Consider the following 26452-nt stretch of genomic DNA (forward strand, 5'->3'; position numbering starts at 1 on the left):
TCTTAAATAGATAAGATTTGCGTGTGAATAAAAAGTACGTTTAAAACCTTTAAAACTCAAAGATAGCAGTCCCCCAAGTATAGCCTGCACCAAACCCACAAAGTAAAATTATATCTCCTCGTTTAATTTTTCCTTCTTGATAAGCTTTATTAAATGCCAATGGAATAGAAGCAGCAGAGGTATTCCCATGTTTATCCAGAGAAATAATAAACTTTTCTATTGGCATTTCTACAGCCGAAGCTACTGTCTGTAAAATGCGGATATTGGCTTGATGTGGGATAATATGCTGAATATCTGCAATAGTCAGCTGCGTGCATTCTAAAGCTCGTTTAATTTCATTATTAAAACGAGTAACAGCATTTTTAAAAACTTGTTTACCATTCATTTTGACATAAGGTTCATTTTTTGAAATTGTCTGCGCTCCTTGGCCTACCCCCCATGGAATGTACAAATCTTGTACTCCCGCGCCATCAGCACCCAACTTACAATAAAAAATCCCTTTTTCATTGTTTGTTGTTCGCTTCAATAAAAATGCACCAAAACCATCGCCAAATAGAATACCCGTTGCTCTATCGCGGTGATTGATAATTTTGGAAAAAGCATCGCACCCCAAAACCAAAGCATATTCAAGCTCTGGATTAGCCTGCATCAAATAATAGGCATTTGCTAGTCCATAAAGAAAGCCTGCACATGCAGCCTGCATGTCAAATGCGATACAGTGGTGAATGTTAAGTCGCTGCTGTAACATTACCGCACTACTAGGCATCACTTGATAGGGAGTCGTCGTTGCCATGACAATAAGATTAATCTGTTGAGGAGAAATATTGGCATGAGTAATCGCAGTTAGTGCCGCTTGATAACTACAATCAATAAAATCTTCGTCGTCTGCAAGAATGTGGCGTTGTTTGATGCCTGTCATTTGCGTTATCCAAGCATCGGACGTATCTAGTTCTAATTCAAGCTCTTTATTGGCAATAATCCTTTTTGGAAGATATCCCCCACATGACAAAACTTTAATCACACCCATCACTCAACTCCTTTTCAGGCTATGCGAAAATAGTGGTTACCTTAAGAAAGCTCTCTTTTGCGACTAGTTACAGGCATAGCTCTCATGAATACCCACTTACATCCAAGCCTTCTTAAAGATGCCATTTAGCGATGCTGCCACTAAAACCAACGCCAAAAGAAATTAATAAAAAATTGCCTGTTTTTTTATCTGACCTTACTCAAATAGTGTTGTGGAAACCCGTGATAAAGAGGTTTATAACTCCCCCCTTCATCCATATGTAGGATTCCAGTATCTACAGGAATAATTAGTAAGATGGAAACACTCAAATTCGTTTTCATTTTCATTACTTTGTAGTAAGAGAGAAACTACCCCATCCCCAAATAAATAACTATTGAGCAAATTATTTAAACTAACGGTTGCCTTCGTCAAGAATTTCACTGCTAAGAACTGTTTGCTCAGGCACGACAGACGCTATACCGACTATATCTATAGCTTTCACCTAGACCACCAAAAGACCATTTTGACAAATGTTTTTTCATTTTAGAAGATAATAATAAATTTTTCAATGAATACTGGCTCTAAAAAGTGGTACTTTTAACTCAATTTTGTTGTAAAATTTTTAATTCTTTTTGCATTTAAAATGCGCAAAAAAAGATAAAATCGATATCTTTTTTTATTTTCTTTCGGAAAAGCCAAATATCAAAAAATAAATTAGTACTTTTTAAGGATTAACACTTCATAATTTTTTCGGCTATCTTAGTAAGATTAGCTATTTTTTAATAAGTTTTGCTAAGCTAAATAAGATATTATCATTAGATTAACTATTTGTAGGAGCTCGGATGACCCACGATACAGAACTTAGTGATCTTATGCACTCCGTTGCCATGAAAAGCCTCCAGTTGTTAGATGGCATGAAAAAACAACCCGCGCAAGTTCCCTCATTAATCAAGCAGTTTATAGACTTAACGGCTGATTTTCAGGCTCTACTGACGATAATTTTAAAAAACCCCGAGCAACTCTGGCAAATGCAGTTAGCCTATTGGCAAGATGCGATGGGTTTAGTCCAGGAGCAATTTAACCATTGGCTTGAGGGTAAACCTATGCCGATTGAAGATAGGCGCTTTAACAGCGAGGAATGGGTAAATAATCCGTTCTTCAATCTGCTAAGCCAGCATTATTTGTTAGCCAGCGAACATTTAAATTCACTTTTTGAGCATCTTGATTATGGAGATAAACAACTTGCCAAAAGAGTCCAGTTTTTTACAAGGCAATATCTTGATGCCTTATCTCCTGCAAATTTTTTACATACTAATCCACAATTAATGGCTGAAACTATTCAGAGCCACGGTAAAAATTTATTACGAGGCTTACAAAATTTACTGACTGATTTAGAAACGGGTTCGTCTCGCTTAATTATTAAAATGACAGACACAGATGCGTTTAAGGTAGGCGAAAACATTGCGACTACTCCAGGTAAAGTAATTTATCGCAACGAAATGATGGAACTCATTCAATTTAGTCCTCAAACCGAAAAGGTTCGAGCAATTCCGCTTTTAATAGTTCCACCGTGGATTAACAAATATTACATTCTTGATCTTAGCAAACATAACTCTTTTATCGGTTGGCTTGTGCAGCAAGGCATCACCGTTTTTGTCATTTCATGGGTGAATCCGGATGCCAGTTATGCTGATAAGGGTTTATACAATTATCTTAGCGAAGGTCCTCTAACCGCCGTAAAAACCATTCAAAAACAACTCAAAGTCGAGCAAGTTAATGTATTAGGTTTTTGTATTGGCGGCACTTTAAATGCATGCATGCTGGCCTATTTAAAAGCAAAAAATGAAAATCCTATTCGCAGCGCGACCTTCCTTGCATCTATGATTGACTTTAGCGATCCAGGCGATATCGCTGTTTTTATTGATGAACAGCAAATCCTTCGCATTGAAGAAGAAATGCATGCTAAAGGATTCCTCGATGGCCGTTTCATGGCTAGCACTTTTAACTCCTTAAGAGCGAATGACCTAGTTTGGTCTTTTTTTATTAAAAATTATCTACAAGGCAAAGATCCCGTGCCTTTTGATATTTTATATTGGAATGCTGACGCGACTAACATGCCAGCAAAAATGCATTCGCAGTATTTGCGTTGGATGTATTTGCATAATAATTTGGTCAAGCCCGGGAAAATTCATCTAAACTATGTCCCTCTAGATGTGACTCAAATTACTATCCCAACCTTTTTCTTCTCTACCCAAAAAGATCACATTGCTCCCTGGCAAACAACTTATTTGGGTTTTCAACTAATGAAGGGCAAAAAACGTTTTCTACTGGGTGGCTCAGGGCATATTGCGGGAATTGTTAATCCCGCCAATAGTGAAAAATATGGCTTTTATCGCAATCACAGTACCCATCAAACTGCTGAAGAGTGGTTAGCTAATGCTAAACATCATCCTGGCTCTTGGTGGCCAGAATGGCTAAATTGGCTTAACAAAGAGTCTGGACACTGGGTAAGTGCTCCAGATTTTCAGTTACTCCCATTCAAACCGATTATGGATGCGCCTGGAAGCTATGTGCATGTCACTTATAAAGCCACTAAAGCAAAAGAGCCAGACCAAAGTAAAAACGGGCTCGAACAATTATCCATACACGAATTGCCCGCTCAGGAGGAAAAGATCGCTTAAAAATTATTTGTTTTTTTGCTATTTAAACTTTTTCGTCATAATAAAAAAGGCTATTAATTTTGTAATAGCCTTTTTGTTATGATAGAAGTATTTATTTCTTAACATCGGTTTTATTTTTTACTTCTTGTACAAGAGAAAGCATTGTTGTTTCCATAATCTGAAAAGATTTTTGTAGATAATCCAATGCCTTATGGCCGTTTTCAATTGCCAAATGAATTTGTTTTTCCAATAATTCTTCAGGTTTCTTGGTATTAGCCAATTCATCGGGCTTTAAATAGCTCATGCCTTGTAGAGTTTTTACATTAAGTTCAGCAATGGCTTGAAAAGGCTCTTGCATTTTTTTTGCCATTTCACTCCATTTTTCAAAATAAGCTTGTGTCATGATACTCTCCTCGCTATGTTGCACTGCACAATTCTAGATTAGTACTATTCTTACCTACTTGTCAAGGAGTTATTAAAATTTATTTTGCAGTGCAACATAAATTTTAATGACAACCTACTTTATAGTGGTAAGCAAAACCAATACTGGCTAAGGTTTAACGGTCAAAAAATCCTTGCCATTGCTTAAGTAATTGTTGCACTTGCTGATCCCAAAAACTAGTCGCTTTTTTGTAATCATTCAAATAAGGGTTGGTTTGCAATAATTTTTGCATGTTGGCAAACATCTGTTCCAACATTGTTTTAAACGATTGGCTCATCGGATGATTTGCAAAAGTAATCAGCTGTCTTAATATTTCGGGAGATAAAAACTGCGTAGCACCACTTTCCATTTCAACAAATATTTGTAATAACGTAGCATTGGTAATGTCTTTACCAGTTGTCGAATCCTCCACTTTAAATGGTACTCCCTCAACCACATAGCGTTGCAATTCTTCGACAGTAATATATTGGCTCTTCTCGGTATCATACAGTCTGCGGTTTTTATATTTTTTTATTAATCTTGCCATATCTCTCTCAATAGCAACACTTACTTACAACAGGTTGAGAAATACCTTCTCAACCCTAGCAGTTAGTACATATGCAAACCACCATTAACACTTAAATTTGCACCTGTAATATAACGACTCCTTTCATGGGCTAAAAACTCTACCACCCAGGCTACCTCTTCTGGCTCAGCCAAACGTTTCGCAGGAATCAACTCAATGATAGATTGCAAGATATCAGGTCTGATGCCTTTCATGAGCCGCGTATTCACATAACCTGGCGAAATACTATTCACCGTAATGTTCTTAGACATCAGTTCTTGGGAAAGACTTTTAGTAAACCCATAAATGCCCGCCTTGGATGCAGCATAATTGGTTTGCGAAAACTGTCCTTTTTGTGCATTTACCGATGAAATATTGATAATCCTACCACTTTCTTGACTGCGCATTTGTTCAACTACCGGATGAGTGACATTGAACATGCTATCCAGATTGACTCTTAGAACCTCATCCCATTGCTGTTTTGTCATTTTGGAGAATACTGAATCCCTAGTAATCCCTGCATTGTTAATTAAAACATCCACACGACCAAACTCTGAAATCAAGTCTTTAATCACCAAACCACATTGCTCAAAATTACCGACATCCATTTGGCGATAATGGATATTTTGATAACTCTCCTGCCTTAATTCTTCTAACCATAAAGCGGCATTTTCTTTTGAAATAATATCAAGAGCAATGATATTCCCGTAAAGAGAACTTAATTGTTTAACAATGGCAGTACCTATATCACCGGTACCACCAGTAATTAATACTACTGTTTCTTTTTGCATTCTTTTCCTTAATCAAAACTAACGCCACTCTCTAAGAAGTTATTTAGAGTGTCGCCTTTAGAGTGATACTAACTCTAAACCTACATATATTGACCACCGTTAATATCCAAATTAGCGCCGGTAATGAATCCAGACGTTGGTTCTGCTAAAAATGCAACTGCATCAGCAACCTCTTGTGGTGTTCCTAGGCGTCCAACAGGAATATTTGCAACAATGCTTGCTAATACTTCCTCTTTCATTGCCGTCAGCATAGGAGTTTCAATATAGCCAGGAGAAATAGTATTCACTGTGATACCTTTAGCAGCAACCTCCAGTGCTAAACTCTTGGTAAATCCAAAAAGCGCCGCCTTAGAGGCTGCATAATTACATTGACCGAATTGCCCTTTGCGACCATTGATTGATGATATGGTAATAATGCGACCATAATTTTTTTCAAGCATTGCAGGTAGAATATTACGTGTAATATTAAAAACACTTGTTAAATTAGCATCGATGACTTGTTGCCATTGTTCAGCACTCATCTTTTTTAAACTAGTATCCACGGTAATCCCAGCATTATTTATCAGGACATCAATGTGGCTATATTTTTCTAAAACGAGAGCAGCAAGTTTTTCGCAGTCAGCAAAATTGGCAATATTTGCATAGACAATGTCTATCTCATAGCCAGCAGCTCTTTGTTCTGCTTGCCAACGCTTGGCCTGCTCATGGTTTCCATCTTTAAAATAACAAGCAATTACTTGGTAATCAGCTGCTAACCGCTGACAAATGGCTGTACCAATCCCACCTGTTCCCCCTGTGACTACGGCCGTCATTTTTTCCATAAATAATATCTCCATAAAATAATGTGATTGGAATCTATTACTTCAAAGCAAAAGTAAATGAATGTCAACAACTTACCTTTGTTCTAATAAGCTTCTTGCAAAATTAATTATTTCAAAAGAAATCTAATTTAATTTTAGCACCCAATAGTCACTTTAATAGCGCGCACCTGTACACAAGAAAACACAAAAATAATTTGAAGCTGTAGCAATAACCTAAAAAAAGAGATAAAAAAAAGCGGGATTAACCCGCTTTATACTAGATTTTTACTGGATGAGGCACATAACCTTTAATTTGTTGTGCAAATTGGCGCAAGACTTCTAAACCAGACTCTTCAGCTTGCTTACACCATTGTTGTAAAGCTTCAACCAATTCCTTTTGAGAACTTGCAGTCTTTAACCAAATATTTTGGAGAGATTGGCGGAAAGTATAAACCAACCGGAGTTGATCGCGACTTGCTAATAATGCTTGCAAACGCACCTTCGCTCGCGGCGATAGCAAACTATCCTGTAACCGCAACAACCGCCCTGCCCGTTGCAACAAATGTTTATCATTCGCTAATGCTGTACGTTTTTCATCTTTAAGAATAGGGCGAACAACTCGTTTATAATACTGGGACATTACTTGAAAACGGTTACTAACAACTGCCTTTACCGTTTCAAGATCAACATGAAGCTTGCCTTCTTCTTGTGCCAATTTTGGTGGTAATTTTTTAACCTTGGCAAGCCTTAAAAAGCACAAACAACGAATATACATCCAGCCAATATCAAATTCCCACCACTTGACAGAAAATTTTGCAGATGAAGCAAATGTATGGTGATTATTATGTAATTCCTCACCACCTATCCAAAATCCCCAAGGGAAAATATTTGTTGCCGCATCAGGGCACTCAAAATTTCTATATCCCCAATGATGACCTATACCGTTTACCACACCGGCCGCGTGAAGTGGAATCCACATCATTTGGATTGCCCATATCGTAATCCCAGGCAAACCAAAAAGTAAAAGATCCATCAAAAACATCAGCAAAATCCCTTTGGAGGAGAAACGTGAGTACAATTGACGCTCAACCCAATCGTTGGGTGTGCCATGAGAATATTTAGCTATCATTTCCTTATCTTTAGAAGCTTCTTTATATAATTCTGCACCTTGCCAAAATACTTTCTTTAAACCTAGCACCTTAGGGCTGTGAGGATCTCCTTCGATGTCAGTAGTCGCATGGTGCTTACGATGAATAGCGACCCACTGAGCAGTAACCATGCCGGTAGTTAGCCATAGCCAAAAACGAAAAAAATGACTTATTATGGGATGTAAGGTTAAAGCACGATGAGTTTGGTAGCGATGTAAATAAATGGTAACAGCGGCGATAGTAATCTGTGTTAAAACAATCGTAGCCAACACATAACCCCAAAACGATAAGTTTAGAACGCCATAAATCATATGGTTACTCCACTAAAATGAATCATTATGTGGTACTAAGGTGAGAAACTCACAACAGTACTCTTCATATAATACCACAAATTGCACAATTCGCATTGCATCGAAAGAACTTGTGAACGATAATTTTAGATAGGTAAGGGGTAATTGACCTTCTTTTCCGTCTAAACAGGGACTATACATGAACGAGAAATTCGAACGTCTAATACAGCAGCTTGTGCCTTTCTTAATTGCTGGTATTGCCATTGCATTAGTAATTGGCTTGTTTATCATGTTTTCATACGTGCTGATATGGGGCTTAGTAATAGGTGGGGTTCTTTGGCTAGTTTACTTTGTAAAAAGCCTCCTATTTCCAGGCCAGAAAAGTGAAACGACTAAAGGACGAGTCATCGAACATAATGACAAAGATTAATGCCTGAATTACCCGAAGTTGAAACTACAAGACTTGGTATCAGTCCATTCTTGCTCGATAAAACCATACAGGCTGTTTTTGTCAGACAGCCTAATTTACGGATGAAAGTTCCCCCGTTAAATGAGCTTTGTTCTGGACAGAAGGTTTTGGCAATAACCCGTCGAGCAAAATATTTATTGTTGCATCTAACAAAAGGCTACCTACTTATTCATTTAGGCATGTCAGGGCATTTACGAATTGTACAACCTAGCGTATATCACGACAAACATGACCATATTGATATGCTCCTCGATGGAGAGCATACACTTCGCTACAATGATCCGCGTCGTTTTGGTCTTTGGCTGTATCTTTCGGATAATCCTCAAGAACATCCTCTTTTATCACATTTAGGGCCAGAACCTTTATCTGACATGTTCAATGTCGAGTATTTAAGTAAACGAGCACATAAAAAGCGGCAAAATATTAAATCTTTTATTATGCGTAATGACATTGTAGTAGGCGTTGGTAATATCTATGCAACAGAAAGCCTATTCTTAGCAGGGATTAATCCTTTAAGCGCAGCTAGTAGTGTAAAACAAGCCCAGATGGCCAAGCTTGTCGCTTATATTAAGCAAGTATTGGAACAAGCAATCCAAGCTGGAGGCACTACTTTGCGGGATTTTTATGCTATCGATGGAAAACCCGGCTATTTCGCCCAGCAACTTCAAGTCTATGGCAGAAAAAATCTGCCTTGCTTTCAATGCAACCACTCAATTGAAGTCGTTGTCATTGGTGGGCGAAGCTCCGCATTTTGCCCCTATTGCCAACCTCTAAGGCCATAATTATATAGGGACTACGTTCCCTGGAATTAAGAAGATTTTTTAATGCACTCATCGGTACGTGCAAAGGTGTTAAGCAATAGGCGTGTAGCTGAAGCAATAACCTCATTATTAGGAGCGGCATCTTTCTTAGTTTGGGTGAAATAAATGGCTACAACAATGGGAGGACATTTCGGTGGCCAAATTATTGCTATATCATTTGTCGTCCCATAATCACCAGTTCCCGTTTTATCCCCGACAATCCACCCTTTGGGCACGCTAGCGCGAATACGAGCCCCCCCTGTGGTATTGCCTTTCAACCAAGTTTGCAATAATTCGCGCTGCGGTAATGCCAAGCCATTACCCAACCCTAAGCGTTGTAAACTTTTTTCCATCGCGGCAGGTGTAGACGTGTCGCGCACGTCACCAGGAATAGCCGAATTCAACTCAGGCTCCAAGCGATCTAGTCTGAATGAGAGATCACCAATAGAATGAGCAAATACGTTAATGGCTTTACGTCCTCCGAGTTTTTTTATTAAAAGATCGATTGCAGTATTATCGCTCTGCTGAATTGCGGCAATGCATAGCTCAGCGATTGTCATGCCATCTCTAAGATGTTTTTCAGTGACAGGAGAATAAACAATTAAATCTTCTTTTTTATAATTGATTCTTTGTTGCAAAAGCCCACTAACCATCATACTCTTTTTTAAAACAGCTGCCACGCCCATCATCTTAAACGTACTGCAGAAAGGAAAACGCTCTTCTGCACGGTATTGAAGACGCATGTCATTAGCGGTATTTATTGCAGAGATACCAATTCGCCCTCCGGAAGAAGCTTCTAACTCAGCTAGCTTTCCCTGTAAGGAAGTCAACTCTGCTTGTATGCCTGCCAAAGAAGACATACTAACCGCCACTAAAGAGACTGTGACGGTAGCCAGTAATAATAAACGCTTGAATAAAGATGAATACATTTTTATCCCTCTAGAAATAATATCAATTAGATAGTCAATGAATCCGCAATGAATAGTTCTCAAAACAGCATGCAGGCACTTCGTGGAGCGACTTGATTAAGTAGTGTCTTTTTCTCAAAGATATCGTGCAAACTAGTTACATCATTTCGCTACTAGTCTACTTTATACTGTGAAACCCTGTAAACATGAAGTATCATCTGGCAACTCTCTCTAAGTTATTAAACCTATGAAAATAAGCAAGCTGCGCACCCAATGGATAATATTTTTATCATTTTTTTATACAGCTGATGCCTGCATGCGCTCTATACTAAAACGCTTTACCGGTAAAACAACAAGAACTTGGGTGGATAAAACCATTCATAACTGGGCCAATCATTTACTTAATCTTGTTGGTGTAAAGTGCAAGGTAATTAATCCATATGGCGTTGAGCCTAAAACAGGCGAAGCGACCATCATTATGTGTAATCACAGCAGCTTATACGATATCCCCATTAGTTTTAAAGCCTTCCCGAATCACTCTATTCGTATGCTAGCCAAAAAAGAATTATCGAAAATTCCTATCATGGGCAAAGGCATGATGGCTGCGGAATTCCCTTTCATTGATCGCAAACATAGGCATCAAGCGATTAAGGATCTAGAGGCCATGCATAAATTACTGGAAAGCGGTATTGTAATGTGGATAGCACCTGAAGGGACTCGTTCCAAAGATGGCAAGCTTGCCGCATTTAAAAAGGGAGCCTTTATCACAGCAATTGAAGCAAAAGCGACTATTATCCCCATTGGCATAAGAGGAGCTTACCATATTTTACCTGCACGAACGACACAAATTAATATTAATCAAACTGCTGAAATACATATCGGCCAACCTATTGATGCCTCTCAATACAGTCCAGAAAATAAAGAGGAATTAGTAAAGCGCGTTCATCAGTCTATGGAGAAGCTTGTTGGGGAGCAAGGCTCTTGAGATTGACCAGACTAAATCTCAAGAACTGCTAATGCGTAAAACCATAACCTTGAGGCGCTGCGGTAATAACTGCTGCTAATCCTATATGTCTGGGATCGGAAGAGGCTGTTAAGACATTATTTTCTTTATCCCAAGTAATTACCTGCATATCCCCATAATATTGCTTCAAAGCCATTAACTTATACCCCATCTTTTTTAATTCTTCCTGCAAAGCAGGAGAAAAAGTCTCAGGCTCAAACTGCAACCAATCAGGTAGATATTGATGGTGAAACCGCATGGCGGAAACCATAGAAATAGCTCCATGATAATTACTAAAAACAAGAGAGGCTAATAGAATCATCGTTGGGATCCGACTTCCCCCAGGAGTGCCGACAATAGCCACTCGACCTGGCATTTCAAGAAAGGTGGGAGCCATACTAGAGACAGGCCTTTTACCAGGAGCAATGCTATTTTTTTCACTTCCTACGATCCCAAAAACATTTCGCGTCCCAGGCTTAACTGAAAAATCATCCATTTCATCATTGAGTAATACGCCAGTGCCCCCGGCAACCACGCTAGAACCAAAAATAAAATTAACTGTTAGCGTTGCTGCAACACGATTTCCTTCTCTATCCATTACCGAAAAATGAGTAGTATTCTCCTTTTCAGGCTGAGTTCTACCTTGAAAAAATCTACTTGGTGTTGCCTTATCTTTAAAAATTAATGATCTAAGCTGTTTTGCATTTTCTGCGGATAAAAGCTTGTCAATGGGTATTTTGATAAAATCAGGATCTGCTAAAAACTGTTCGCGCTGCCAAAAAGCCAACCTCATTGCCTCCGTCAGGTAATGGACCCATTGCACTTTAGAACACCTCTGTAGCGGGTAATCTGCAAGAATATTTAACATGGTAATTAATGCGACACCTCCTGCAGAAGGTGGTGGTGCTGTAATAATTAACATATTATGATAAGCACTTTGCAGAGGCTCACGAATTTTGATTTCATAGCGTGCAAGATCTTCTAAAGACCAAATTCCTCCAGCAGCCCGAACTCCTTTTACTAACTGCTCAGCAACTCTTCCACGATAAAAACCATCATGTCCCTGCTCTGCCAATAACTTTAACGTTTTAGCCAAATCCGGTTGCTTTAAACGCTCCCCTATCTGGTAGGGTTGGCCTTCATGGAGAAAAACAGCTGCAGTATCAGGAAAACGCCGCAGCATTTGCAATCGGTCGTCCATGGTCGAAAAAGAGTTAAATTGGTGATCAACAACAAAACCTACTTCTGCAAGACGAATAGCAGGAGCCAGAGATTGGGACAACGGTAACCGGCCATAATGTTTAGCAATATATACAAGTGCTGCAGGTTCTCCGGGTATAGCAGCGGCCAAGCCTCCATTTAATGATAATCCCGGAACAGGTTTGCCATCGGCCCCAAGAAACATATCTTTATGAGCAGCCAAAGGAGCTTTTTCACGACTATCTATAAAAATATTTTTTTTGTCTTTTTCTTGATGTAATAACCAAAATCCCCCGCCACCCAAACCCGAATGGTAAGGCGCAACTACAGCTAGGGTGGCGCCAACAGCTACCGCGGCATCAAAGGCATTTCCTCCGGCAGCAAGAATTTCCAAACCTGCATTAGTCGCAAGAGGATGGGCGCTAGCAATCGCATAGGCAGGCGGTGTTACAGCATCATTGGCCGCATTCGTCGTTCCTGCAGTGATTATTGCTAAGATAAAAAAGAATTTAAGCCTATTCATGGATTTCTCTTCTGAGCAAAAGCCCGTTCAACAGAGGCTGGTACAAATCGAGATATATCGCCCCCAAGTTGCGCAATTTCGCGAACTAGCGTGGATGAAATAAATAAGACCTCTTCTGAGGGAGTCAAAAACAAAGTCTCAATCTCTTTTGCAAGCTTGCGATTCATCCCAGCTAATTGAAATTCATATTCAAAATCATTGACAGCTCGCAAACCCCGCAAAATAATGCCCGCTTTTTGTTCACGAACAAAATCAATTAGCAAGCAATCGAAACCCATTACATCAACGCCAGGCAAATTCCCTAAGGCCTCTTTGATTAGTTCAATGCGTGTTTCTAAAGAAAAATAAGGATGCTTAGCAGCATTACTTGCTACAGCAACGATCAACTCGGGAAATATTTTTGAAGCCCGCGTGATGATATCTACGTGACCATTAGTAATTGGATCAAAAGTTCCTGGATAAATGACTTTATGTTTCATAGCTTCATGTATCAATTGCAACTTTTGGCAGTCTAACGTATTGTGCCTAGAAAAACTATGACTCTGGAAAGAGCCTCTGATACTTAACAAGGAAAATTTTGAACTTGCAGGCTATTATAAGATGTGACACCACGTAAATGGAATTAGGAGATGCAATGACTGCTATTAAATCAACTTTATTTGGTTCCTTTCTTTTGTTAACAGCCTGCACCCCTCGTCCAACAATGGAGGCGCCGTCTACTTATGGTTCTTCAAAAGCAACAACAACTGAAACTGCGCCGATGGCAGAGCAGACAACAGCTACAAACATAGAAAAAACCACTGATAAATCACTAACAACCAAGGCACAAGCGAATAACGCCGCAATAGAAACAATAAAAACAACAAAAATAGCTGCGACATCTTCAGCAAGCGCTGTCTCTTCCTGGGAAATTTCAGGGGCAATGGCTGCACGCAGCAAAAAGAAGGGTTGGAATGTCTCTATTAATTGGCTCCAACGCGGAATGGGGCATTATCAAATTCGCTTATTTGGACCACTAGGAAGCGGCACCGTTCTTATTAATAAAACAGGAGGTGTAATTACTTTTCGTGATGGCCCCAAAACAGCCTCTTCATCTAATGCCGAAGAGTTATTGAAACAACAAACCGGCATCCGACTCCCTGTTAATAGCCTTTATTATTGGGTCAGAGGTCTACCCGCTCCTGGTCATGTTCAAGGAGAAAAACGTGATGACGCTCACCGTCTACTCGTTTTAAAACAAAGTGGATATATCATCGATTATGGCCAATATACAAGTGTTGGTAAGACGGTTCTTCCCAGTGTTATCAAGTTACAAGGTAACGGAGTTTTTATAAAACTTGTTATTAAGCGCTGGCGGATCTAGTGTTAATGCCATTATTAGGTCAGGCTTAATCCCAAAGTCTGACCTATATCTCGATTTTAATACGACCATTATCAAAACTTGATTATTAATAGTATCGATAAATCAGCCATTATCTACTTAAGCAAAAATTGTTTGACAAGACCTCAAATACTTTGCAAAATACGCACGTTTGCAGAAATGCATATGTTCACGGATGAATGATAGAAGAATCTAACAACTTATTGGGGTGTCGCCAAGCGGTAAGGCACAGGGTTTTGATCCCTGCATACCTAGGTTCGAATCCTAGCACCCCAGCCACAATCTTGTTGATTCAAGTAAACAGACGGCAGAAGATACCCGGGAAGGATGCGTTCACCGGATCGCTAAAATAATAATTATATCTTTCTGGCTGTCTTCTGCTATGTGTTTAAGTTACCTGATTAAACTCAATCAAAGGTTTTTTGCACATGTCGACAATGATGATCTTTACCGGCAATGCTAATCCAGAGCTGGCTCTTAAAATAGCTTCTCATTTACAAATTCCTATTGGTCAAGCTTCGGTAGGTACTTTCAGCGATGGGGAAACCATGGTTGAAATTCTTGAAAATGTACGCGGTCGCGACGTGTTCATTATTCAATCTACGTGCTCGCCATCGAATGATAATTTGATGGAATTACTCATTATGGCTGACGCATTAAGGCGTTCGTCAGCAGGTCGAATTACCGCTGTAGTTCCCTATTTTGGCTATGCTCGCCAAGATCGCCGGGTTCGTTCTGCGCGTGTTCCAATTACGGCCAAAGTAGTCGCTGATATGATGGCCTCCGTGGGTATTTGCCGTGTCCTTACCGTTGATTTACATGCCGATCAAATTCAGGGCTTTTTCTATATGCCAGTTGATAACGTGTATTCAACACCAATCTTGCTGGAAGATATTAAGCAACAAAATCTCTCTAACCTCATGGTAGTTTCTCCTGATGTAGGAGGGGTTGTTCGTGCACGAGCCATGGCAAAACAACTCAATGATGCGGACCTATCCATTATTGATAAACGTCGCAGTGGCCCTAATAAATCAGAAGTTATGCACATTATTGGGGAACCTGCTGGCAGACATTGCATTATTATTGATGATATCGTTGACACTGCCGGTACACTTTGCTCAGCAGCTTTTCAATTAAAACAGAATGGGGCAACCAGCGTACGTGCCTACATCACTCATCCAGTTTTATCCGGTCCTGCAGTCAACAATATTGTTAATTCCTCATTAGATGAAGTTGTAGTGACGGACACAATTCCACTTTCAGAGGCCGCAAAGCAGTGTAAAAAAATTAGAGTAGTCAGTCTTGCAGATATGCTTGCACAAGCCATCAAACGCGTAAATGTTGAAGAATCAGTAAGTTCGATGTTCGCAGAATAATATTAGGAACGCAGCATGATGTGTTTTTTTTATGCCTGCGCTCTTAAGTTCTATTTTACACGCGCTTACCATTGTGGATAGAAAAGCCAAGAAATACTTAACGCCGCTCTTATATTAACTTGTAATTTTTGCACTGCAACGTTTAATTTAATTACTCATAATTATGACGGAACGTCTGGGCAAAAAAAAGGGAAGATAACTCTTCCCTTGATACTTCGCAATACGCGAAAGTTAATCTCTGGTACCAACATATTTGTCATCAAAATAACGACGTAGCTTGGTTCTTAGCGTTCCTCTGCTGATTCCAAGCATGATTGCCGCGCGTGATTGGTTATATTTACAATGCTCCATAACAGCGCGGAACAATGGTGTTTCAATCTCTTCAAGAACAAATTGGTACAGATCAACAGGATCAGTTCCCTTGAGCTCGGCGAAATATTTCTGCACTGATTGAGTGACACTCTCTGCCAGTGACATAGTTGCATCCCCAGCTTCATTACTGATTGTTGTCATTCTTTTTAACTCCTCCTTTAAAAACGAGCATATTACCGAATCGGCCAATTCCTGACAAGTATAGAGTTTGTAAATTTAGTTTAAAATCAGGAATCAGACAGTGAGCCTAGTTAGACTAGGCTCATCCGATATTTCCGTTGCTTCCCATTAAAACTTCATCATCTCAGGGCTATATGGTTTACCATTAATTGTAAATTGCCCTTGATTGAGACTGACCTCAACCACATAATCAGTACCTTGTTGAGCCAAGACACCATTCTGAACTAATGTTGCCAATTGTTTGTCAGCGAGCGTTACTGCTTGCTGCGAGACATCACTAGAATTAGCGGCTGCCTGAGCACTAGCATCTGGATTGCTTTGTGGTTGTATTTTTTGCGTAATTTCTTGTTGTTGGTCATTTTGTTGAGTTTGCGGTGACATCATTTTTTGCTTGATAGACTCTGTCACCAATTGCTTAACAACAACCGCAGGAACCCTTAATTTACCATTGCCTTGAATTTTTTGTATTAACTCAAATGGATTACCCATATCACCTTTGGGCAGAGAAACCATTAAGCTACCTTCGATCGTACCTTGAGGCATCACAAAATTCATCTCAGTAATTTCAAATTCAGCACCTTTGCTAAACAACTTAGGTAACTCTGGCAACATAGCCAGCATCGCACGTTGACGCTCAGCATCAGTACCTTGTTGTACTTGCTGTGCTTGAGTATTCAGTCTAGCAAGAGCATCCGCGTCAAGATTACGAATTGCAACTTCGAGATTACCTGGGCCATAGGTTTTATCATTTGTTATGATTTTTTCTACGGAAGTTTTGAAGTGAGAGCTGAACAAACCATCTTCTATATCAGAGTCAGAATGGATATCAAATTGCCCCAGTTCAAATAACTTCTTGTCGCTATCCATCACGACAAATGATGGGAAAGACAAGCTAGCATCACCTAAGAATAAACCTTTATCGGTCTTATGAAGATTATATTCGCTAGTGATGGTGGACATCTTTGTATTGACTTGATCTTTCTTGAAAGTCAAACCGTCGATAGTAATGTTACCACCAACCTTGTCTAAATCTGAAGAAACATTAGTTGACGTAGACATTCCTAACCATTCAAACGTAGCATTGCCTTCTTTTGCAAATAACTTGAATGCAGGTACAGACATGTCGATACTACTATTACCCAAGTAATTTACAAAAAAACTGATTGCCAGTGTTGGCTTCGTTGATTCATTGGTAAATAGTGAATTAAATTGTTCTACATACTCTGGAGGCATAGCTAAATCAGTGTGGGCAAATCCCAATCCAAACTTAACCCCTTGATTAGAAAATATTACTGGGCCATGGTAGATAGTAACCGGCATCTGCATTTTAAAATCTTTTGCAGGAATTGTTTGAGTCTGACCATTGTTTTGTATAGTTTGCTCAGGGATATGAACGCGCCAATCAAACATGGCTTTTGAAGTAAACCATCCACGCTTATATTCCACAATTTGAGCGGCTAATCCATTCGAGCGATTGATAAAGTTAAGACTTTCCTTAACCTTTTGCTCGGTAAGATAACCCATTCCATAATAAGAGCCGAGGACTAGAGCAGCTAAGATAACCACTAATCCTATGAATTTTTTCATATTATCTCCGTGTTAGTATCAGCCTCTATGACGAGAGTATCAAACAGATGAGAGGCACCGCCATAATTAAAACACGAGATTCACGAACTAGCAAAAGATATTACAAAAAAAATTCATAGTTGACAGTTACTTACTTTGGTCTATTGATATCCACCACAATAAGAGTAACTGTCAATACAAAGTTATAGCTTGCGAATGGGTTTGCAGTAAGTTTCTTTTACTGTAAAAGCTAAAATTAAAGCAACTAGCGAGCACACAGGGAGGATTTTTAATCCAGCCTGGAAATCTGAAAGCAACAATGTTTCAACATTGTAAGCACGAGGCCCCGAGACTAAATCCACTAAACGCCCAACTAAAGGTTGCATTAATGCGCCAACAAAAATGGAAATCATGTTAGTAAAGGCAATAGAAGTACCCACAACATTGCTTTCATGAATTTCAGTTGAGACAGCATAAGCAATTGCTACACCAGTGTTAGTTACGCCGAAAACAAAAAAGATAATATAGGCCGTTGTTTTATCAAGATGCGGATAAAACACAAATAAAGAAGTCAATATGATTCCACAGAGTGCAGAAAAAATCATCAAAGGCTTTCTTCGTCCCATCTTATCAGATAACCAACCTGATAAAGGCCCGCTTATCCCCCAACCAATAAAAATCAATCCAGTTGCAAAAGCGGCAGCGTGGGCTGTTAAACCACGACCATATTGCAAATATGCAGGGCCAATCGCTTCGCCAATGACAGCAGTAGGACCAAATAAAAAGCCGGCATACAGCGCGTTAAGCCAGGTTTGACGGTGAGACAAGACAATCCGCAAACTGCTAAGAATGCTAATTCTTGGTTCACTTTTCTTTAATTCATGTCGCTTAGCACCTGGCTTATCCTGAACAAATTGATATAAGAGCCCTGCTAACGCGATAAACAAAAAGGCAATGATGAGCATGCTATGCCGCCAACCCACATTAGCTACTAAAAATGAAACGGGCGCTTCACCTGCAGCCGCCCCCAACATGCCTAAGGCTTGTGTCAAACCAGATAATAAACCAAGCATTGCAGGAGGAAACCAAGATGTTGCTAAGCGTAGGGAACTCACAAAAGCGAATGCTGCACTAAAACCAATTAACATACGCCCTACTGACGCCATAGCCAAGCCATCAGCCAAGCCGAAGACACCACATCCCAGAGCAGTTATTAGCGACATAACTGTTAATATCGCGCGAATACTTAGGCGGTCAACGGTAAGACCCACTGGAATCTGCATGAGTATATACGGAAAGTAAAACGATGCGGTTAGAATTCCAAAACCTGCCTCATTAATGCCAAAATCGATTTGCAAACTTCGATGCATGACTCCAGGGGCTACCCGCGCCATGTAATCGGAAAAATAAAATGCTGCCGCTAATCCCCATACAATCCAGGCAAATCCTAGATGATTGATACGACCCGCTTTTTCACTCTGAGACATTGCTATCATATTCATAAATTCACTCTATTACCGTTTCCATCCTAAATGAATCTGAAATAACTCGTATAAAAACAGTAGGTTGGTCATTAAATTAGCAAAATTCAATTCTACATTATACTGCTACCGACAATTATTTCAACACATTGCTCGTTCTGGAACTTAACACTTTTATAGCTAGGTGTATATCTATTTCGGATTTGACCTTTTTGCAGAAATTAACTTTTATCTCCGATATAATGCACATTTTTTAACTTGGTACCATCATGAATGAGCTCGAACTAGCCATTAAAAATGCTTTAAATTCAGAAGGTGGCAACAACGAAGCCAATAAAGCCTATCTTGAATTTATTAAGGCAAATTTTATTATCCCGATTAATAAAAACTCCAGTACAGAAGAACCAGAGGTGCTCTATTTAGAGCATGATAAACAATTTTTCCTACCTGTTTTTACAAGCACTGATTACCTTGATGGTTGGGCGGCAGAAATTCGTAATGATATTCACTTGCTGAAGCTATCTGGTGTTGATTTGCTAAAAGGCATAGGCGAAGGAGTAACCGTTTGTTTGAACATAGGTAGCCCTATTTACAAAGAATTTAACCCAGCTGAATTGGCAAGAATGAGAAGTATGATCTTAAAATTATTTAAGTAAATAAAAGGGCAGGTAAAACCTGCCCCTTTACCACATTGACCTACTCTGATTAGGCAACCAAATCAAGGACTTGATAACCTACAACAGCAGTTGCAGCAATGGCACCAGTAATCTTTAGTACCTTTGTGAGAAAGTTAGCACTGACCATATTCGTTATAGAATGATAAGAGTAATCGTTGGCAGCCTCCTTTTTGTTGGCCTCAGGCTCCAATAACTCCTCAGCCAACTCAAATAAGGGTTTTTCACCGTAAAAACCAGCCCACCAACCCTCAGCCCATTGCTCATACTCTTGGCTACCTTCCCTATAAGGATTGTTTTCTTCACTTATTTCTGCCAAAGCACATTCATAACCATAAGCATAACATTCTTCAAGGTTTGGATGTTCGATGTCAAAACGCAATTTGATATGTGGTAACAACGCAGTTATATCGTTCATATTGGTACCCTCTCTTTTTCAGCGTCTTTGTAAATTGGTTCGCTCTCTGATTTCATAAAATTGAAGTGCTTTCCTTAACAGCAACTTACACTTCTTTATCCCCATTCTACGCTCACTTCACTGCTCATCACTGCATATGTATTTTTTTTACTCTTTCTTGACAAATAACAGCTTAAAATCGTAAGGCAATAACCTTGTAACTGATAATGCATTTATGGTGCCAAACGACAATAAACCCATTCACCCTTTTTTTTGTAGTAATAAATCCTATCGTGCAAACGATTGTTACGCCCTTGCCAGAATTCAATCCCATCTGGAATTACTAAATACCCGCCCCAATTTTCCGGTCGCACTACCGCTTTTTGGCCGTGTTCGGCAATTAATTTATTTAAAGCCTCTTCTAGAGATTTTCTATCGCTAATTTGTTGGCTTTGAGCTGAAACGATAGCACTTAATTGGCTAGCTAAAGGCCTAGAGGCAAAATAAGTATCTGATTGCTGTTGGCTCGTTCGTTTCACACGTCCTCGAACCCGCACTTGACGTGCCATTTCTGGCCAATAAAAATTTAATGCGGCATAGGGGGTATGGTTTAGCTGCAATGCTTTTATACTTTGGTAGTTCGTGTAAAAAATAAAGGCGTCTTCCTCCAATCCTTTTAATAAAACTACTCTCGAATCAGGAAAGCCCTGTTCATCAGCAGTAGAAAGAACCATTGCGGTAGGATCACTCCTTTCCACTGACAAAACTTCTTCAAACCAACGTTTAAATTGGGTTATGGGGCAATTGGATATCTCCCCTTCCGATAAAGATAACTCACCATATTCACGACGAATATCTGCTAATGTTTTCCAGTTGCCCATTCTAATACTCATTGCTAATGTTTTAGGTATTAAATGGTATACAAAAACATGAGGCATAAACAATAAATAAGATTCCAAGTATTTTTTTGGATACTTAATGTTTTCTTAATAATAATCCTATACCATAGAGTCCGTCTTCATGTCTATTTAAGAAACAGAATGATAGAACGCTATCTAAGATTACTTGATAACTTTAAAGAACAAGATATCGCAAAATTCTTAAAAGATTTGCAGAGCAAAATTCTTTTACATCTTGACAGCCGCCATTTTAGCGACAAAATTAAACCATTTTTTAGAATCGTTAATACTGAAGGGGAACCCTTTAGCAATTTTGCCGCCGAACCGAAGCAAATTGTACAAATTAAACAAGTTATTAACGCGCTTTATCATGCACAACTAGCCTTTGAAGATTTACAATCAGTTAATTTCAGAGATCGCGATAAACCAATCGCAGATTTAAAAAGATTGTACTGGAGTACCATAGAACATGGTTACACCGCCAGTTACTTGCTTACCCATCTTGATATTGATTTTAATGAAATTCTAGGAAGTGAAATACAACAAGCCATTAAATTACTAGAACCCATTAAAGCTTTTGCCGATGAGCATAAAGATGGTGCTATAGAATTTACTTCCACCTTAAAGAATTATCCTATTGGAAACCGTGCAGGTTGGGCAAGTGGCATTGCCATTGCCCAAATGAAACCCAATGGCGGTAATTATGACTATGATTTTCTTGCCCATTTTGGAGCTGTCTTACCAGGATATATCCAGCAACTCACTCTTTATCTACAGCATTACGGCCCACAAATTTCTACCTATCAACCCACGATAGATAAAGCGAAACTGGATGATCTACAAGAAGAAGCTTTCAAACTACTAAAGTCCATAGAAAATTTGCAAAGCGGCGACATTTTTCTCTCATTTAAAGCTATTAATTACATAAGAATTGTTCGTGAAATCATTACCTTATCAATGAGTAGTCTCGAGCAAATAGGCTATGCGAACGAGTCTTCGCAACAAGTTGTTCGGCATAATATGAGAAAATTAAAGTATGATTTGCTGCCAACATTGTTCAGTCTAGCCGACCGCATAGAAGATCAAGCGTTGCTCACGCCAGGCACTCTTTCAACTCCAATGCTAACCCACATAAAACCCTTATATGAGTTGTTGGGAATATATGCCTCAAAAATTGTTGATTTTTCGGTAGAAGGTGAGGAGCTTCTCGCCATTGAAGATGCTCATTTTATTGAAACTCGTCTTGAGCACACTAGAGAGCGCATAGCCGCTGCCAAGTGGGATTTGACAAAACAGCAGCTAGCACAGAAAGCATTTACTAGCTTTTTTCTAATCATTGACAATCCTGAATATACTGGGTACTCCCTTTTAAATCTACCCCAGGAAATCAAAGAGTCCTTAAAAAGCAATTACAAGTTACTATTGCCCTATATAAAAAGATTTAATCCTGAGCTAGCCAATTTAATTACTAGAGATCTAGTTGAAGAAAATACACTTTCGCGTCAATTTTTGAGACCCTGGCATTGGTTAACGGGAACAGCCGGACCCGTAGCAATAACGAGTTTAGAGCCCTTAAAAACACAGTTGCAATCAGAGCTCACTAAAGATGAAGTTACCCAGAAATTTCATATTGCATTGAACGAAGACATCATCAAGTTTGTGCATACCCAATCAAATACCAGCATTTTTCCTTATCAAGAAAAATCCCAGCTCAAGAACTATGATGAAGCGAAAGTTTTAGGGGTTGACCCCAAAGCAAAAGAACAACAATTTCTGCATTTTAAACAAGACTCTGAAAATGTCTGGGTAGGCGAGCAAGCTGCGTTGACATTTGAACAAACGCAAATGTTATACCGCCATTATGAAAAAAGAGAGTCCCAACTAGGCGAAGCATTTGAGGCCTTCCAACAATTCTTGACAATTCTTGCAGAACCAAGCCCAAAACCTCTTCATAAGATTAAGGATGCTAAATTAAAAGAAAAGTTACGAGGCTTGTATAGTCTATTTCAGCCCTATTTTATAGAGAGTCAAAGCAATCACAAACAAGCTTTGCAACAAGATAAAGCCATCATTGATATTTTGTCTGAAAATTCCCTCCTTCCAAAAAGAGAAGTCACAAAAGCAAAGGTTACTATTGACTGTTTCACTCCTGATAAAGCATCTAATGCGATGGCTCATATTATTTGCTCAAGATCATTTTGTTCTGATAAAGCACAACAGTTTAAACAATTAGCTGAACAAAAATATCTTACTAAGATTGAATCTCAAGTTTTATCCCCTGATAAGACTGTCGAGCAAAGAGAAAATTTCTTAATCAAACATACCAACTATTCACAAGCAGTTGCTAGTTATCGCGATTCATTATTTCAGTTAACGGATATTTTTAATAAAGCATTGAAGCAAAAATTACAACCCTCATCTAAGGGAATACCTTTTCCTGAAATAGAAAATGATGAACAAAGTCTTTCTGAAACGAAGCAAAGTATTGCTATAAAGCGCATCTTTAATAGCTTGTATCACCTTGAGCAAATCTGTCTTGAACTTGAAAAGCTGAATCAAAAAAGTTATCAAACAACCTATGTTTACCATCTAATTCAAGCAAAATCACACATTGATGAATTAGTTCACCATACCCAAAATTTAATCGCTGATCCTCATTTCTCACTATTAGCTACGGAATTAAAAGACAAAGCTCTTGTTGTTTATCACGCTTTTCTGGAACAAAAAGATACTTATGCCGTAGGAAGCGATGACGTTGATTTGCAGCACCCGAAATATCAAGATAGACAAGTCAAATACACTGGACTTTGGTATACACTGCATACCTTCATGCTTATTCCTGAACATGTTAAGGCTCTTGTCAACAACAAAAACCTCTCCGAAGAGACCAAGGCAGCTGTTAATCTGCGCACCAAAAAGGCAGCAATTAACATTGAAGGTATTATCGACAGTTCGAACTCCTACTTTAAGTTATTTCTTGAAACGCCAACCATGTATCGCCTTTATAGAGAACTAAAAGTTAAGCTTACAGAGTTTACTCAACTTTCTCACGAAGCAGCAATTGCTCACTTAGAAGAACTTAATGGTGATTTATTCGTTCGAATTCTAACAGAGGCGGATCAGTGGGAAGAGAAATTGGGCTTAAAGCCAGGTTTGTTAGCAGACCCTATGAAAGCCGTACTCGATGAATTCCATCAAGGTTTATTAGAGCCACTTGGTTTAAAGTCCCAAGAACATATTGCGCTTGTTAGTAATTTGGCGCCTATTTGTGAACGGCTTGAATCAGCTAAAACTCGCAAACGCACCGCAGAAAAGAAACTGTTTCTGAACGATACAGCACCTCTTCCTGAGATCAAATTAGAAGAATTAACTACAGACAAATATGCGGTATCTAAAGCATCACTCGTCGATAAATATACTCTCATCAATGCTCTAATTAAGGAAATGAAAGGCTATGTTGGCCTTCACTACGGTCTTCCCGCAAATCCGTTAGTGGTTGAATTAAATGAGCAGCGTCTTCTTAAGCTTTATACTGCTGCACTTCCCATTCTCCTTGAAGAGAAAAAGCATTTACTGCTACCTTTTAGACACATTGAGGGGGATTATCGTCAGGTAGAAAACTTCCTGCAAAGTCATGTCAAACCTCCTCCGGCCGCTTCTGTTGAAGTACCAAAAGACACGCCCAAAACTTCTGAGTTAACTGAGGATGAAAGTTATATAGAAATGAAGACGTTTGCTACAGAAACGGCTTCGGGAACTAAAGAGCCTCTAAGTTCAGAATCCGTCGATGAACAAGAGACATCCTTTGTGCCAATAACGGCTTTTATATCGCTTGACGAACCTAAAAAAGATCACTCTACTAAGACATCGGCTCCCCCTCAAAAAGACACAAAACCTGCAATTGCGAATATAAAGCAATTAGCCAGTGCTGTTTTAGCTTATTATCAAGGATGCAATAACTCGATTAAATTTGAGATTGAAACACTAGATGAAAGAATTAATTACCTTGAAGAACTCAAGGACAAACAAGAAGAGTTAAGTACAAAATTTATAGAAGAATATACGCAAAAAGCATTTGCCCGCGAACTTAGACTTGCTACATCTAGACATATTGGGTTGCTCCATATGCGCGATGAGTATAATCAAGCATTGAAGGATTATTTGCAAACAACAGCCATTGAAATTATGACGCAATCTAAATCTGCCCAAGATATTGATGCCGAAATTAAGCGTTTGCTTGGTGCTAGAGTGCGAGAGTTCGATCGTATTAACTTTCCTAAATACGTTCAATTCGAGGGAGTTAGAAGTGTCCTTGAACAATTTAACGCTTATTTTAGTAAAACTAACCAAGCCATTCAGAGAGGTAGCTCCTTCTTTGAAAGCGCGGGAACTCTAGACAAAAAAATTCAAATTATTGATGGTCTAAGCAAGATAGCCTCAAACCGTAATCTTTCTGTTGAGAAACGATTAGCTGATATTAAAGCAGAGGTGAAAAAAGGTTCCTTTATAACTGACATGCTAGCCTATCACCATTATGACACTTTTAGCTTTGCCTGGTTAGCACAGTGCGTCATTTCCTTGCTTTCAGCGCTTCATCTTTACACCCCCAAACATAAACTCCTAATGCAACGTTTGGAGGATGCTGTTACAACCCCTGTGAGTCAAAGGGCCGCTTTACGTCGCTTTAGTATATTTGAAACACTTAATCCTACTAATGTCCGAGCCTATGACTTGCCTCCGCCAGTTGTTCCTGATAACGAAGGTGTTTCTCTAGATAATGAAGATGCTCCTGCAAATGCAGCCCCATAAGGACTTTCCTGTTACACTATAACCCACTAATCTCATGGGTGACTTAATACACGATAAGCTATGTATCAATTAATTTTTTTGGGGTTTTTAATGATAGCTTCGCATACACATGCCTTGGAAATTGTTACTATTGAGCAGAAACAATTTACCAAGATTCTAAAAGCACCGGCAAAAACGGTGGACTTTCCTTTAAGTGCGAAAAACTTAACATTAATAAAAGGAATGAAGGAAAAATTATTTCAATTAGGTGGTGTTGGATTAGCCGCTCCTCAAGTCAATCATCATCAACAAATTGTTGCTATCTATATTCCTGAAGAAGCTGCCTTGTTACGAAATAATGTAAAACCTTATCCCATGCATGTGTTAATTAACCCCTCTTATCAAGGTATAGAGGGATCAGGTTTTGTTGATGATTTTGAAGCTTGCTATTCCGTGAGCAGTAAAGCTGGTAAGGTGCCGCGCTATAAAGAAATTATTTTAACTTCTTACGACGAAACGGGAAAAATACATCAAACAAGAGAAAATGGTTTTTATGCGAGAGTCTTACAACATGAAATCGATCATCTCAATGGCCTTTTGATTACCGATCGTCTATCTCCTGATTGTATTCAAGGCAGTGTTGAAGAAATGATGGCATTAAGGAGAAGTGAATTAACTGAAGAACAGAAGACACTTTTTGATGAAGTTATCAAGAAAAAACTAAACAAAGGATAATCAGTACCACTTAAAGCAA

The 26452-nt window shown here is 39.1% G+C and carries 23 protein-coding genes and 1 tRNA gene; 10 read left to right on the forward strand and 14 right to left on the reverse strand.

Annotated features, from left to right (window positions below; translation table 11 throughout):
* Positions 1-49: 49 nt before the first annotated feature.
* A complete protein-coding gene (locus Lbru_RS14595) occupies positions 50-1027 on the reverse strand; it encodes a beta-ketoacyl-ACP synthase III (protein ID WP_058442868.1) in 978 nt (325 codons plus the stop codon).
* An 821-nt stretch (positions 1028-1848) separates the two neighbouring features.
* Between Lbru_RS14595 and Lbru_RS14600 the strand changes: the two genes are divergently transcribed.
* Positions 1849-3687: a PHA/PHB synthase family protein gene (locus Lbru_RS14600; protein ID WP_083500935.1), complete on the forward strand. Its 1839-nt coding sequence runs from the start codon at positions 1849-1851 to the stop codon at positions 3685-3687.
* Between the two features lie 91 nt (positions 3688-3778).
* On the opposite strand, the gene Lbru_RS14605 is transcribed toward Lbru_RS14600, so the two are convergent.
* The 5 genes from Lbru_RS14605 to Lbru_RS14625 form a co-directional block, all read right to left on the reverse strand.
* Positions 3779-4069, reverse strand: coding sequence for a phasin family protein (locus Lbru_RS14605; RefSeq protein WP_058442869.1), 291 nt, complete (start codon positions 4067-4069; stop codon positions 3779-3781).
* A 154-nt stretch (positions 4070-4223) separates the two neighbouring features.
* Positions 4224-4634, reverse strand: a complete 411-nt coding sequence (locus Lbru_RS14610) for a polyhydroxyalkanoate synthesis regulator DNA-binding domain-containing protein (RefSeq protein ID WP_058442870.1) — start codon at positions 4632-4634, stop codon at positions 4224-4226.
* 62 nt (positions 4635-4696) lie between these two features.
* On the reverse strand, positions 4697-5443 hold the full coding sequence (gene phbB, locus Lbru_RS14615; protein ID WP_058442871.1) for an acetoacetyl-CoA reductase: 747 nt from the start codon (positions 5441-5443) through the stop codon (positions 4697-4699).
* Between the two features lie 80 nt (positions 5444-5523).
* Complete coding sequence (gene phbB, locus Lbru_RS14620) at positions 5524-6264, reverse strand: acetoacetyl-CoA reductase (protein WP_058442872.1); 741 nt, start codon at positions 6262-6264, stop codon at positions 5524-5526.
* A 256-nt stretch (positions 6265-6520) separates the two neighbouring features.
* Positions 6521-7702, reverse strand: coding sequence for a DesA family fatty acid desaturase (locus Lbru_RS14625; RefSeq protein ID WP_058442873.1), 1182 nt, complete (start codon positions 7700-7702; stop codon positions 6521-6523).
* Between the two features lie 178 nt (positions 7703-7880).
* Here Lbru_RS14625 and Lbru_RS14630 point away from each other — a divergent pair, with 178 nt between their 5' ends.
* Together Lbru_RS14630 and mutM are read left to right on the forward strand one after the other, a co-directional pair.
* On the forward strand, positions 7881-8111 hold the full coding sequence (locus Lbru_RS14630; protein WP_058442874.1) for a hypothetical protein: 231 nt from the start codon (positions 7881-7883) through the stop codon (positions 8109-8111).
* Positions 8111-8932, forward strand: coding sequence for a bifunctional DNA-formamidopyrimidine glycosylase/DNA-(apurinic or apyrimidinic site) lyase (gene mutM / locus Lbru_RS14635; protein WP_058442875.1), 822 nt, complete (start codon positions 8111-8113; stop codon positions 8930-8932). Before Lbru_RS14630 ends, mutM begins: the two co-directional genes overlap by 1 nt.
* A 26-nt stretch (positions 8933-8958) precedes the next feature.
* Here mutM and bla read toward each other — a convergent pair whose 3' ends face one another.
* On the reverse strand, positions 8959-9879 hold the full coding sequence (bla, locus tag Lbru_RS14640) for a class A beta-lactamase (protein WP_058442876.1): 921 nt from the start codon (positions 9877-9879) through the stop codon (positions 8959-8961).
* A gap of 226 nt (positions 9880-10105) precedes the next feature.
* Here bla and Lbru_RS14645 point away from each other — a divergent pair, with 226 nt between their 5' ends.
* On the forward strand, positions 10106-10843 hold the full coding sequence (locus Lbru_RS14645) for a lysophospholipid acyltransferase family protein (RefSeq protein ID WP_058442877.1): 738 nt from the start codon (positions 10106-10108) through the stop codon (positions 10841-10843).
* Between the two features lie 28 nt (positions 10844-10871).
* Here the strand turns inward: Lbru_RS14645 and ggt are convergent, their stop codons facing one another.
* Together ggt and coaD are read right to left on the reverse strand one after the other, a co-directional pair.
* The gene (gene ggt, locus Lbru_RS14650; protein WP_083500936.1) at positions 10872-12584 is read right to left on the reverse strand and encodes a gamma-glutamyltransferase; all 1713 of its coding nucleotides are present in this window, start codon (positions 12582-12584) and stop codon (positions 10872-10874) included.
* Positions 12581-13063: a pantetheine-phosphate adenylyltransferase gene (gene coaD / locus Lbru_RS14655; protein ID WP_131793549.1), complete on the reverse strand. Its 483-nt coding sequence runs from the start codon at positions 13061-13063 to the stop codon at positions 12581-12583. Before coaD ends, ggt begins: the two co-directional genes overlap by 4 nt.
* Before the next feature lie 155 nt (positions 13064-13218).
* Between coaD and lolB the strand changes: the two genes are divergently transcribed.
* The 3 genes from lolB (at position 13219) to Lbru_RS14670 (ending at position 15341) form a co-directional block, all read left to right on the forward strand.
* The gene (gene lolB / locus Lbru_RS17000; RefSeq protein WP_238583900.1) at positions 13219-13947 is read left to right on the forward strand and encodes a lipoprotein insertase outer membrane protein LolB; all 729 of its coding nucleotides are present in this window, start codon (positions 13219-13221) and stop codon (positions 13945-13947) included.
* A gap of 222 nt (positions 13948-14169) precedes the next feature.
* Positions 14170-14244, forward strand: a tRNA-Gln gene (locus tag Lbru_RS14665).
* 149 nt (positions 14245-14393) lie between these two features.
* A complete protein-coding gene (locus Lbru_RS14670) occupies positions 14394-15341 on the forward strand; it encodes a ribose-phosphate pyrophosphokinase (protein ID WP_058442879.1) in 948 nt (315 codons plus the stop codon).
* A 231-nt stretch (positions 15342-15572) separates the two neighbouring features.
* On the opposite strand, the gene Lbru_RS14675 is transcribed toward Lbru_RS14670, so the two are convergent.
* The 3 genes from Lbru_RS14675 to Lbru_RS14685 all read right to left on the reverse strand — a co-directional run bounded on the left by Lbru_RS14675 (position 15573) and on the right by Lbru_RS14685 (position 18961).
* Positions 15573-15854 (reverse strand): helix-turn-helix domain-containing protein, encoded by a 282-nt coding sequence (locus Lbru_RS14675; RefSeq protein WP_045107020.1) that lies wholly within the window; start codon positions 15852-15854, stop codon positions 15573-15575.
* A gap of 147 nt (positions 15855-16001) precedes the next feature.
* A complete protein-coding gene (locus Lbru_RS14680) occupies positions 16002-17480 on the reverse strand; it encodes a YdgA family protein (protein ID WP_058442880.1) in 1479 nt (492 codons plus the stop codon).
* A gap of 182 nt (positions 17481-17662) precedes the next feature.
* Positions 17663-18961 carry an MFS transporter gene (locus Lbru_RS14685; RefSeq protein ID WP_058442881.1) on the reverse strand — a complete coding sequence of 433 codons (1299 nt, stop codon included), beginning with the start codon at positions 18959-18961 and terminating at the stop codon, positions 17663-17665.
* Positions 18962-19209: 248 nt separating this feature from the next.
* On the opposite strand from Lbru_RS14685, the gene Lbru_RS14690 reads away from it, so the two are divergent.
* Positions 19210-19596, forward strand: a complete 387-nt coding sequence (locus Lbru_RS14690; protein ID WP_058442882.1) for an SseB family protein — start codon at positions 19210-19212, stop codon at positions 19594-19596.
* A 49-nt stretch (positions 19597-19645) separates the two neighbouring features.
* Here the strand turns inward: Lbru_RS14690 and Lbru_RS14695 are convergent, their stop codons facing one another.
* Positions 19646-20032, reverse strand: coding sequence for a hypothetical protein (locus Lbru_RS14695; RefSeq protein ID WP_058442883.1), 387 nt, complete (start codon positions 20030-20032; stop codon positions 19646-19648).
* A 212-nt stretch (positions 20033-20244) separates the two neighbouring features.
* On the reverse strand, positions 20245-20892 hold the full coding sequence (gene pdxH, locus Lbru_RS14700) for a pyridoxamine 5'-phosphate oxidase (protein WP_058442884.1): 648 nt from the start codon (positions 20890-20892) through the stop codon (positions 20245-20247).
* Positions 20893-21051: 159 nt separating this feature from the next.
* On the opposite strand from pdxH, the gene Lbru_RS14705 reads away from it, so the two are divergent.
* Positions 21052-25719, forward strand: coding sequence for a hypothetical protein (locus tag Lbru_RS14705; protein WP_058442885.1), 4668 nt, complete (start codon positions 21052-21054; stop codon positions 25717-25719).
* Positions 25720-25809: 90 nt separating this feature from the next.
* Positions 25810-26433, forward strand: coding sequence for a peptide deformylase (locus Lbru_RS14710; RefSeq protein ID WP_083500937.1), 624 nt, complete (start codon positions 25810-25812; stop codon positions 26431-26433).
* The last annotated feature ends 19 nt before the right edge of the window (positions 26434-26452 follow it).

Source organism: Legionella brunensis, assembly GCF_001467025.1.
GTDB lineage: Bacteria > Pseudomonadota > Gammaproteobacteria > Legionellales > Legionellaceae > Tatlockia > Tatlockia brunensis.

Coding starts and splice junctions, on each gene's coding strand:
- Lbru_RS14645 (WP_058442877.1), top strand. CDS start 10,106: ATGAAAATAAGCAAGCTGCGCACCCAATGGATAATATTTTTATCATTT.
- coaD (WP_131793549.1), bottom strand. CDS start 13,063: ATGAAACATAAAGTCATTTATCCAGGAACTTTTGATCCAATTACTAAT.
- mutM (WP_058442875.1), top strand. CDS start 8,111: ATGCCTGAATTACCCGAAGTTGAAACTACAAGACTTGGTATCAGTCCA.
- Lbru_RS14690 (WP_058442882.1), top strand. CDS start 19,210: ATGAATGAGCTCGAACTAGCCATTAAAAATGCTTTAAATTCAGAAGGT.
- pdxH (WP_058442884.1), bottom strand. CDS start 20,892: ATGGGCAACTGGAAAACATTAGCAGATATTCGTCGTGAATATGGTGAG.
- phbB (WP_058442871.1), bottom strand. CDS start 5,443: ATGCAAAAAGAAACAGTAGTATTAATTACTGGTGGTACCGGTGATATA.
- Lbru_RS14600 (WP_083500935.1), top strand. CDS start 1,849: ATGACCCACGATACAGAACTTAGTGATCTTATGCACTCCGTTGCCATG.
- Lbru_RS14705 (WP_058442885.1), top strand. CDS start 21,052: ATGATAGAACGCTATCTAAGATTACTTGATAACTTTAAAGAACAAGAT.
- Lbru_RS14630 (WP_058442874.1), top strand. CDS start 7,881: ATGAACGAGAAATTCGAACGTCTAATACAGCAGCTTGTGCCTTTCTTA.
- phbB (WP_058442872.1), bottom strand. CDS start 6,264: ATGGAAAAAATGACGGCCGTAGTCACAGGGGGAACAGGTGGGATTGGT.
- Lbru_RS14605 (WP_058442869.1), bottom strand. CDS start 4,069: ATGACACAAGCTTATTTTGAAAAATGGAGTGAAATGGCAAAAAAAATG.
- Lbru_RS14610 (WP_058442870.1), bottom strand. CDS start 4,634: ATGGCAAGATTAATAAAAAAATATAAAAACCGCAGACTGTATGATACC.
- ggt (WP_083500936.1), bottom strand. CDS start 12,584: ATGAATAGGCTTAAATTCTTTTTTATCTTAGCAATAATCACTGCAGGA.
- lolB (WP_238583900.1), top strand. CDS start 13,219: ATGACTGCTATTAAATCAACTTTATTTGGTTCCTTTCTTTTGTTAACA.
- bla (WP_058442876.1), bottom strand. CDS start 9,879: ATGTATTCATCTTTATTCAAGCGTTTATTATTACTGGCTACCGTCACA.
- Lbru_RS14675 (WP_045107020.1), bottom strand. CDS start 15,854: ATGACAACAATCAGTAATGAAGCTGGGGATGCAACTATGTCACTGGCA.
- Lbru_RS14625 (WP_058442873.1), bottom strand. CDS start 7,702: ATGATTTATGGCGTTCTAAACTTATCGTTTTGGGGTTATGTGTTGGCT.
- Lbru_RS14670 (WP_058442879.1), top strand. CDS start 14,394: ATGTCGACAATGATGATCTTTACCGGCAATGCTAATCCAGAGCTGGCT.
- Lbru_RS14695 (WP_058442883.1), bottom strand. CDS start 20,032: ATGAACGATATAACTGCGTTGTTACCACATATCAAATTGCGTTTTGAC.
- Lbru_RS14680 (WP_058442880.1), bottom strand. CDS start 17,480: ATGAAAAAATTCATAGGATTAGTGGTTATCTTAGCTGCTCTAGTCCTC.
- Lbru_RS14595 (WP_058442868.1), bottom strand. CDS start 1,027: ATGGGTGTGATTAAAGTTTTGTCATGTGGGGGATATCTTCCAAAAAGG.
- Lbru_RS14685 (WP_058442881.1), bottom strand. CDS start 18,961: ATGAATATGATAGCAATGTCTCAGAGTGAAAAAGCGGGTCGTATCAAT.
- Lbru_RS14710 (WP_083500937.1), top strand. CDS start 25,810: ATGATAGCTTCGCATACACATGCCTTGGAAATTGTTACTATTGAGCAG.